At 40.1% G+C, this 7,404-nt stretch carries 6 protein-coding genes; 5 read left to right on the forward strand and 1 reads right to left on the reverse strand.

Features of this window, described 5'->3' with window-relative positions; genetic code table 11:
- Window positions 1-33 precede the first annotated feature (33 nt).
- From EV194_RS11000 to EV194_RS11020, 5 genes are read left to right on the forward strand one after another with little or no spacing between them, the layout of a single operon-like run.
- A complete protein-coding gene (locus tag EV194_RS11000; RefSeq protein ID WP_132434086.1) occupies window positions 34-1,368 on the forward strand; it encodes a Gfo/Idh/MocA family protein in 1,335 nt (444 codons plus the stop codon).
- 26 nt (window positions 1,369-1,394) lie between these two features.
- Window positions 1,395-2,783 carry a putative oxidoreductase C-terminal domain-containing protein gene (locus EV194_RS11005; protein ID WP_132434087.1) on the forward strand — a complete coding sequence of 463 codons (1,389 nt, stop codon included), beginning with the start codon at window positions 1,395-1,397 and terminating at the stop codon, window positions 2,781-2,783.
- A 29-nt stretch (window positions 2,784-2,812) separates the two neighbouring features.
- The gene (locus EV194_RS11010; RefSeq protein WP_132434088.1) at window positions 2,813-3,667 is read left to right on the forward strand and encodes a sugar phosphate isomerase/epimerase family protein; all 855 of its coding nucleotides are present in this window, start codon (window positions 2,813-2,815) and stop codon (window positions 3,665-3,667) included.
- A gap of 30 nt (window positions 3,668-3,697) precedes the next feature.
- Window positions 3,698-4,537, forward strand: coding sequence for an FAD:protein FMN transferase (locus EV194_RS11015; protein ID WP_165921871.1), 840 nt, complete (start codon window positions 3,698-3,700; stop codon window positions 4,535-4,537).
- Window positions 4,538-4,552: 15 nt separating this feature from the next.
- A complete protein-coding gene (locus EV194_RS11020) occupies window positions 4,553-5,851 on the forward strand; it encodes a Gfo/Idh/MocA family protein (protein WP_132434090.1) in 1,299 nt (432 codons plus the stop codon).
- 320 nt (window positions 5,852-6,171) lie between these two features.
- Here EV194_RS11020 and EV194_RS11025 read toward each other — a convergent pair whose 3' ends face one another.
- Window positions 6,172-7,155, reverse strand: coding sequence for a PorP/SprF family type IX secretion system membrane protein (locus EV194_RS11025; protein WP_132434091.1), 984 nt, complete (start codon window positions 7,153-7,155; stop codon window positions 6,172-6,174).
- Window positions 7,156-7,404 lie beyond the last annotated feature (249 nt).

Raw genomic sequence — 7,404 nt, forward strand, 5'->3', positions numbered from 1 at the left:
TTTAGAATTGTACTATTAAAAACAGGATGAATTATGGAGAATAGCAGACGAAACTTTATTAAGAAATCCGCATTGGGAGCGGCGGGTTTTACCATGGCGGGAATGGGTATGAGTTCCAGTAGTTATGCCCGCATTATGGGTGCAAACGATAGAATCAATGTTGCAATTGTAGGACTGGGAAGACGTTTGTACGCTTTTAATGATCCCATTTCTATGAAATCGAGCAATGTACGTTTGGCCTATTTATGTGATGTTATGAAAGGTCAGCGTGATCGTGCAGCTAATTCATTCAAACATCTGGATTATAAATTTAAGCTTGAAAATGACGTTCGTAAAATCATAAGCGACAAGAGCGTTGATGCCGTAATCAATGCCACTCCTGATCACTGGCATACGCCAGGTGCAATTATGGCTGTTCAGGCCGGCAAGCATGTATATGTTGAAAAACCCGGGAGTCATAATGCACGCGAGGGTGAATTACTGGCTCAAGCATACAGGAAATATGGCAAAGTGATTCAGTTAGGGAACCAACAACGATCATCACGCGAAAGCATTGAGATTGTTAAACAAATTCATAATGGAATAATTGGTGTTCCTTACAAAGCAGTTACTTTCTACTCAAACAACAGGGGTGAGACTCCGATAGCTACTAAAGCGCCAGTTCCTGAAGGACTTGATTGGGAGTTGTGGCAGGGGCCTGCACCTCGTCAGGAATATAAGCACAATACATGGGATTATCATTGGCACTGGTACGGATGGACTTATGGAACCGCAGAGACGGGTAACAATGCCATACACGAAATGGATATCGCACGGTGGGCGCTTCAGGTTGACCATCCTGAAAGGGTTAGTGTTGAGGCCGACAAGCGTCATTTTATGAATGATGGTTGGACGATGTACGACACCATGATGGCCTCATTTTATTATCCTGGTAACAAAGTTATTGAATGGGATGGTAAAAGTAGAAATGCCTATAATACTTATGGGTCTGATAGAGGTACCGTAATCTTTGGAAGCGAGGGAACAGTATTTGTCAACAGAGGAGGATATAAACTGTATAATCGCGATGGGAAATTACTGAGAGACAGCGAGTCTGCCGATGATGAAGGTGGAACCGCTCTTGGTGGCGGTGGCGGAATGTCTACCAACCACGTACTAAACTTTTTTAATACCATTCGAGGAAAAGAAGAATTAAAATCGCCAGTAGATGAAATGATGAAAAGCACACACATGTGTCATTTAGCAAATCTTTCATACCGCTTAGGAAAAGATCTTACCATCGATCCGGTTACCGGAAGAGCAAAAGACAATGATGCGCTCAAACTCTGGGGACGTGAATATGAGCCCGGATGGGAGCCAATTATATAATTGACCAAACTTTAAATATTCAGAAAATGAGATTAATTATAGGACTAAGTACAGTGTTGATGATGCATTTAAGTTCATGTCAGCAGCCTTCTGAAGAAGGGTTTACAGGAGCAGACAATGAAGTGAAGTTAATTACTTTGAATCCCGGACATTTTCATGCAGCTCTAATTCAAAAGGAGATGTATAGTCAGGTGGATCCTACGGTGCATGTTTATGCACCGGGAGGTCCCGATCTGGATCTTCACATGCAAAGAATCAACGGCTTTAATAATCGAAGCGAAGATCCAACTTCCTGGGAAAGTCTGATCTATACCGGACCGGATTATCTTGAGAAAATGCTTTCCGAGAGAAAGGGAAATGTGGTGGTTTTAGCAGGGAATAATAAATTGAAAACCTCTTACATTAAAACAGCAGTTGAAAACGGATTTAATGTTCTCTCCGATAAACCAATGGTTATTGATGGTGCCAGTTTTGAAATGCTTGAAGAAGCATTTCAAATTGCCAAACAAAATGATGTTTTACTTTACGATATCATGACTGAGCGCTATGAAATAACTGGCCAACTGCAAAGAGCCATAGGTTTGGTGCCCGAAATTTTTGGAACCATGGAAAAGGGTAGCCCGGAGAATCCTGCGGTAGTTAAGGAAAGTGTTCATCACTTTTTTAAATATGTTGCTGGTTCTGTGTTACGCAGACCACCTTGGTATTTCGATGTCTCTCAGCAGGGAGAAGGGATCATTGACGTTACCACACACTTGGTGGATCTGATCCAATGGATCTGTTTTCCTGATGTTATCCTCAATTACAAATCGGATGTCAACGTGTATGATGCTCGCAGGTGGCCAACGAATGTTTCCCGTCAGCAATTTTTGGATGTTACCGGACTTCAGGAGGTTCCGGATTATATGAAGAGTGATTTTAATGACAATGATGTTCTTGAGGTTTTTGCCAATGGTGAGATGAGCTATGAACTAAAAGACGTTCATGCAAGGGTTTCTGTGATATGGGATTACGAAGCTCCGGAAGGAGGAGGCGATACTCACGTATCGCTCATGCGCGGGAGCAAATCAAATTTAATCATCAGACAGGGTGCTGAACAGAACTTTATACCCATGCTGTATATTGAACCTGCACCAGGACAAAGTTTCACCAGTTGGAAGCCCGAAGTCCGTAATGGCTTTGAGAAAATAACAAATCAATTCCCCGGAGTTGAACTTGTTTTCGAAGGTTCTGAATTCCGTGTGGAAATACCAAATCACTATAGAATTGGGCATGAAGCTCACTTCGGTCGTGTAGCAGAAAAATATCTTGGCTTTTTGGTGGATGGAAAACTTCCCGATTGGGAGGTGCCAAACATGCTAACCAAGTACTACACCACCACACGTGCATTGGAAATGGCACGTGAACGAGATTAATTACACGGTTATTATCAAATGAAAAAACAATGAATAAAGTCTTATGCCGTATTATTTGTCTGGCAATTATTTCAGCAATTGCTTTTGGTTGTAATTCACAACCAAAAGCATATGTTCCCGATCCCGGTGTTGTCTCATTTTCATTTCGAAATCAGTTCTCTGAGGATGTTCCCGCCACGCTAGATTTAATTAAAGAGATGGGAATAACCAACATTGAATTCTCCAATTTGTTTGGATTAACTGCTGTTGAACTTCGGCAATTGTTGGATGAACGTGGTATGATCTGCACATCCTACGGGGTAGGTTATCATACTTTGGTGAATGATACCGAACAGGTTATTTCTGATGCAAAAACACTTGGAGCAAAATATGTTCGTGTGGCATGGATCCCTCACGAGGGAGAGTTCTCCTTAGATGATGCCCGTCGTGCTGTTAATGATTTTAACGAAGCAGGCAGAAAAATTGCTAAGGAAGGATTATATTTTTGCTATCATAACCATGGATATGAATTCCGTTCTCATGGTGATGGAACACTTTTTGATTACATAGTGCAAAATACCAATCCGGAGTATGTTAGTTTTGAGCTGGATCTTTTATGGACTGTTCATCCGGGAGCCGATCCGGTAGAGTTGCTTCAAACCTATCCTGACCGATTCCGGTTGATGCATCTTAAAGATTTAAGAAGAGGAGTTGTTGGAGATTTCTCAGGCGGAACGCCAAGGGAAAATGATGTAATTCTTGGTACTGGTCAGGTCGATTTTCCTGCAGTGTTGAAAGCTGCCCGCAAAACCAATATTGAATATTATTATATTGAAGATGAAAGCCCCGATGTTATTGAACGGGTTCCAGTTAGCAGAGAATATATTATGAGTATTACCAAGTAGATGGAGGTTTTTCATCATACATTTTTTGCCATGGGTACAAGGTTAAACGTGGTAATACCACGTTTAACCAATGCCAATGGACTGTTGCTTGCTGATGAAATCGAGAAAGTAGTAAAATCGGAAGAGAACCGTTTGAGTTGTTTTATGGTTGATTCCGATGTCTCATTTATCAACTCAAACGCGATAATAAAGCCGGTAAGTGTAACTGATGAGATGTCTGAAGTTTTGAACCTTTCTCAAAAGTTTAATACAGAAACATCCGGCGCTTTTGATCCGGCACTTTATTTTTATACTCAAGCGACTCGTGATGAGTCGTATATAGATGAACAAGGATCATTGGGATGGAAGGATGTTTTATGGAATCCCTTAGAAAAGCAACTTTTTATAAAAAATCCTCGTACAGGACTAGACTATGGGGGTTTTGGAAAAGGATGGGCTCTTGAGAAAATCCTAAAACTCCTAAAAAAGCATAAGGTAGATTCTGCTTTCATTAGTTTTGGAGAAAGCTCAATATCAGTTATTGGAGAACATCCTTTAGGAAAATCCTGGCCATTATCCATCACACATCCTCAGAGCGGAGCCTTACTTGAGTTGGAATTAAACGGCCAGTCCGTATCTGTTTCAGGGCTGAAAAGGTCTGAAAATAACGATAACTTGAAATCTCATGTGATACGGAGTGTAGATTTTACATCGATCAAAGATCACAATATAGTTGTTGTGAGTACTGATTCTCCAATGATTTCGGAGGTTTTATCCACCGCAATTACTTCTGCTAATGAATTGCAGATTAAAACCATTAAAATGAATTTCCCTAAAGCCAAAATATATCAATGCAGGCAAGATATGCTTGAATTTGAACGAATTAATTAGAACGGGTAAATAGATATGAGCGAATTAAGTAGAAGGAATTTCCTGAAAAACGGACTTTTGGCAGGAACTGTTATGCTGTCTCCGGCCGCTTTGTTAAATACAAAATTATCTGCACAAACCGGAGGGAAAAAGGAAAAAGTTCGACTGGCTGTGGTAGGAGCTGGTTCACGCGGACAATATTTAATGCAATGTGTGCTTGCCTTGCAGGAACATGAGAACATGGAGCTTGTGGCTATTTGTGATGTCTATGAGCCAAGTATTCAGAGTGCTTTGTTATTGGCTCCCGGTGTTAAAGTCTTTAGGGATTACAGAGCTTTGCTGGAAATGAAAGATTTGGACGGTATCATTGTTGCAACGCCATTGCATGAACATGCAGCACCAACCATTGATGCCCTCAATAATGGCATTCATGTGTTTTGTGAAAAAGCTATGGCCTTAACTTTGGAGGATACATACGCTATGGCTGAAGCGCATCTTAGAACAGGTAACGTTCTTCAGATTGGACACCAACGTCTATTTGACCCACGATTTCTCAAAGGAATGAATTACGTGCATTCCGGAGAAATTGGGAAGGTGACTCAAATGAGAGCATTCTGGCATCGTCACAATAATTGGCGTCGACCTGTTCCTTCTGATCAACCGGAGTTGGAGAGATTCATCAATTGGAGGTTGTATCGCGATTATTCTTTAGGCTTAATGACCGAGTTGGCCTCTCATCATATTCAGGTTGCTAACTGGGTCAAAAAAGCTCTTCCTAAAGTTGTTCGTGGTGCCGGTAGCATCAGTTATTGGAAAGATGGACGTGAAGTGGAAGATAATGTGGCTCTTATCTACTCATATGAAGATGGCACTCAGTTTATATACGACTCTATGATCCAGAACAGAAAGTATGGACTTGAAATTCAGGTATTGGGAGATAAGGGAACATTGGAACTTGAAAATAATCGTAAGTTTTATGAGGAGCCCCCGGTTCCGCCTAAACCTCCAGGTATTGTGCAGTTGATACAGGATTTGGAATCTAATGTTTTTGGAAAAATTCCGTTGGGTAGTTCATCCTGGGAGCCGGAACTGGCCATTCAGGAACGAGGATATCCCATTTTAGCGAATAACCCTCGACCCGATTGGTGGCCTGCTTGGGAATGGCGTGACGGTTCATTGGAACAGGTTATAGGTTTTGCTGATGCCATTCGGGAAGGAAAAGCTATTCCGGGGATGTTCGAGCAATGTTATTATGGCTCAATCTGGACCATTCTTGGACAAATGGCTATAGATTCTGGCCAGGCGGTTACAATGCCGGATAAATATTTGATTTAATAGATATCTGGTTATTTGATCTGTGTTTGTTTATTGATGAAGGGTTTTTCTGCCTTAATTGGAACTGTAAAACAAAATTTTTATGAGAGATATTATAATTTCCGGTAAAAGAATAAAAACCGAGCTATATTTTTTATTGATTGTGTGGGGAGTGGCAAATTTGATAAATGCCTTTGCCATATGGAAATATGAGACCAGTTGGGTTGAAATGATAACATTTCAACCATTAATTCTGATGTTAACATTTTTCTTTTATCTGCTAACAGTTGTTATAAGAGTTTTTATTTCTCTCGTTAGCTTTTTGGTAAGCAGAGTAAAACCTAAAAATACCTGAAAGATCTGACACCGCCATCTTCAGCAGCTTTTCGGAATTCTCTGTCACGGTTTCTCTGTACAAATCTGAAACTATCAAAGGTGATTGATATTTCCTGGCTGCTGATGTTGTGTAGGGTGTTGGAATATAGAGGAAAATCGTATGAGTAATTAACTCCCCAATTTTCATTTATCTGTATACCTACAATAAGTGCGGCAGCATTATTTATGCGGAAAGCACCACCTAGTTTCAAGAAATTATTATAGGTGAAATGCATATGGAAATCGTAAGTATTGATGTCATCTTCAACTATTCTGGCTAAACTTGAAATCCTGGCGTTTAATTCAGGATTAAAATGAAAGCGATAACCTGTAGTTAAGTAATAATGCCTGCGCGTATCAAATGTGTGGTTTTCTCTTTCAGTGTAACTAATATGGGAGTTTAAAACCTGGGGTACAGATACGCTCAAATAAAAATCCGGAGTAAAAAGAACAGCGCCGGTTCCAAAGGTTGGTCTGAATTCATTCTCCATTCTGCCGGTAAAATGTGGGTCGTTTTGGTTTACAACTCGGAGTCCACTTAAATTGGCCCAGTAATTATTGACTCCGCCGCTAATCCCAAATGAAATAAATGACTGAAGTCCGGTTCTTACAAGATAGGAGTATACAAAAGAAAGCTGATTGGTCATTACCGGTCCTACATGATCGGATAGAATATTTCCTCCTATCGACATTTTGGTGTCATTGATTGGCGTATGAACGCCATAATAATAGGTCGCTGGAGCATCTTGCATTCCCACCCATTGCAAACGAACAAACATATCCATGGCCAATGAATTTCTTGTGCCGGCAAATGCCGGATTCATCAAAAGTGGATTATTCATATACTGAGTGAAAAGCGGTTCCTGTTGGCCATATGAATTTGATGACCAGCAGAAAAGCCATCCGGCAATTATGCATATATAAATCTCTATATTTTTTCTAATTCTCAATTTATGCTTATGTTATAAAATGAAATGTTTTGGTACTCTTTTAAACTGTGTTGGTTATCAAAACACGAGCTGCTTCAAGACTAACATTAATTTATTATATTTTTACCTCAAAATTATCCCCGATTTGCATCAATTAATTACGCTGCCACCCCCAAACTGTCTTTTCATAATAGAGGTTGACAAGATTTTACAAGATCCAACTACCTGTTGAAAACTTTAATTATCTACCTTAATTTTTATTTCAATATT

The sequence above is a fragment of the Natronoflexus pectinivorans genome (genome assembly GCF_004345615.1).
GTDB lineage: Bacteria > Bacteroidota > Bacteroidia > Bacteroidales > Marinilabiliaceae > Natronoflexus > Natronoflexus pectinivorans.

Bases quoted from the DNA above. Each gene is read 5' to 3' on its own strand.
- EV194_RS11000 (WP_132434086.1), top strand. From the start codon at position 34: ATGGAGAATAGCAGACGAAACTTTATTAAGAAATCCGCATTGGGAGCG.
- EV194_RS11005 (WP_132434087.1), top strand. From the start codon at position 1,395: ATGAGATTAATTATAGGACTAAGTACAGTGTTGATGATGCATTTAAGT.
- EV194_RS11010 (WP_132434088.1), top strand. From the start codon at position 2,813: ATGAATAAAGTCTTATGCCGTATTATTTGTCTGGCAATTATTTCAGCA.
- EV194_RS11015 (WP_165921871.1), top strand. From the start codon at position 3,698: ATGGGTACAAGGTTAAACGTGGTAATACCACGTTTAACCAATGCCAAT.
- EV194_RS11020 (WP_132434090.1), top strand. From the start codon at position 4,553: ATGAGCGAATTAAGTAGAAGGAATTTCCTGAAAAACGGACTTTTGGCA.